The 2172-nt window shown below is 66.8% G+C and carries 2 protein-coding genes; both read right to left on the bottom strand.

The annotated features are described in order from the left end of the window. Window positions 1-70 precede the first annotated feature (70 nt). Complete coding sequence (locus tag EB75_RS29100) at window positions 71-295, bottom strand: helix-turn-helix domain-containing protein (protein ID WP_073698450.1); 225 nt, start codon at window positions 293-295, stop codon at window positions 71-73. A 258-nt stretch (window positions 296-553) separates the two neighbouring features. Continuing rightward, window positions 554-2086 carry a recombinase family protein gene (locus tag EB75_RS27950; RefSeq protein WP_073698451.1) on the bottom strand — a complete coding sequence of 511 codons (1533 nt, stop codon included), beginning with the start codon at window positions 2084-2086 and terminating at the stop codon, window positions 554-556. Window positions 2087-2172: the final 86 nt, after the last annotated feature.

Here is a 2172-nt window from a genome sequence, read left to right on the forward strand (position 1 = left end):
ACTAGGTTGGCGATCCACACGCGGTCCGCGTCAGTCAGTGCGGATGTTCTGGACGTTGTTGTCGGGCAGCTCATTTCACCCGGTCCAGTGGAGTTGGCGGGTTATCGGGGTGCGCGGCAAGCCGACTCATCAGCTGGGTGAAGTCGACGCGGCGAATGCGCCATGTGCCGCGGATTTTGAACGCGGGGATGCGGCCGTCGAGAATCGCGCGTTGGACAGTCCGCTGGCAGCAGCCGAGTTCGCGTGCCACGTCGGTGGTGGTCAGTGGCGGGCCGTCGGCGTCGGTGGGGTCCACAGGGATACAGCTCCGTTCATGGGTATGCCTGTCACGGAGTAGCCCTTTGGCGGTGGTGACTGGCCCATGGCCCACGGTACAGCCCGGTACGAGTGCGACAAACAGCGAATAATGCTGTGCCACAATGTATTTGTCTAGCGCGCTATAAGAATCTTCTGCGGTGCGCTGGCCCAATCGGGTGAGAACTGTTGCCACTCACGCGGCAAGAAAAATCCCCCGCGACGGCGTGTCGCGGGGGATGCTGGGGGTCGCAAGTCGCTATGACCGCCAGTCGAATACCAACCGGTCGCGGTGCGCCACATTCCGGCCTCGGCCCCGGCCGAGCGGCAGGACGGTGATGCCGCAGACCACGTTGAGCACCGCGCGGTACTGGTCAGGCTCGAGTTCCTCCAGTGCCGCCGCCACGCCGTCGGTGCCCAGGGGGATGGCGTCGAGCACCGCCTGGCGGTGGTGGTCGACGTCCTGCCGGGCCAGCGCCTTCAGCTTGTCGTTGGTGCGGGCCGTCGCGCGGGCCGCCTGCTCGCGGGTGAACTCACCGTCGGCCAGCATGTCAGCGATCTCGTCCAGCTTGGCCGCCAGCGTCAGCCGGTCCTGACGCAGCTGCGCCGCCGCCTGGGCGTCCAGCTGGGTGCTGCGGATCAGGTCGACCGCATCAGGTTGGGCCAGCCGCGCCGCCACGACGCCCAGCACCAGCGGCTCGACATGCTCCGCACGGATGGACACCGACTGGCACTGACGGCAGTAGTAGGTGATTCGGTGCTCACGGCGGCCCGTCGACTGCTTGGTCTGGCCAGCCTTCGGCCGCCCCGGCTCCCCGCCGGTCTGCACCATCCGCCACTTGCCGACGAACCGGCCGCCGCAGTCGGGTTTGCCGCACACCAGCACGCCCGTAAGGAGGTGCTTGGTAACGGATTTCGGGCCCGGCCGCTTTCGGTCCGGTGATTCGAAGAACGTTTGTGTTGCGTCCCAGAGGGTTTCATCCACCAGCGGCGGCCAGGTGCCCCTGACGCGCTGCCCGTTGTCGTCCAGGACGATCTGATCATTGTGTGCCCGCAGGCCCGCGTTGCGCGGCGACCGCAGAAACAGGCTGACAGTTGAAGGGCTCCAAGGCTTTCCGTTGTGCCCGTGGTGGCCGGCGTCGTTCCAATCGGCCGCGATGCTGACGAGGGTGCGACCGGCCAGCACGTTGCGGTACGCCTCCCGCACCAGCGGCGCGACCACCGGGTCAATCTCCCGCACCCCGGTGTCGTCCTGCTTACTGCCGGTATACGGCAGGTACCCGAATGCCTTGCGCCACTTCGGTCGACCTTGCTGGGCGCGCTGTTTGGCCGCGCGCTGCATCCGCACCCGCATCATCGCGATCTCGTGCTCCGACACCGCCGTCTTGACCTGCGCCATCATCACGCCCGTCGGTGAGGACAGGTCGATCTCACCCTGATTGGTCGACGCCAGCAGCACCGGCCGCCCCAATGCGGCCAGTGATTCGCGCAGCCGCTCCAGGTCCGCCATCATGCGCCAGCCGCGGTCCTGATCCCAGACTGCGATGGCGTCGACCTTGCCCGCCTTCAGGTCGGCCAGCAGGCGGTCCCACTGGGGCCGGTCCTTGCCGTTGGACGCGCTGCGGTCGTTGTCGACGTAGTACCCGGCTGGCGTCCATCCCTTGATCTCACACAGTGCCGTCGTGTCTTCGCGCTGGCGGTCGACGCCTTGGCGCTTGTCGTTGGGGTCGCTGCTGATGCGTAGGTAGCAGCCCGCGCGGACCACGGTGTCTGGGGCGTATGTGCTGGTCACGGCACCCACTATAAACCTCGGCACTAAAAGCCAGTCGATATTGTTTGCGGCATTTGGGGCCCAGATTCCCCGGATGGGTGGGCCCG

Origin of the sequence: Mycobacterium sp. ST-F2 (genome assembly GCF_001905655.1) — a bacterium.
Taxonomy (GTDB): domain Bacteria; phylum Actinomycetota; class Actinomycetes; order Mycobacteriales; family Mycobacteriaceae; genus Mycobacterium.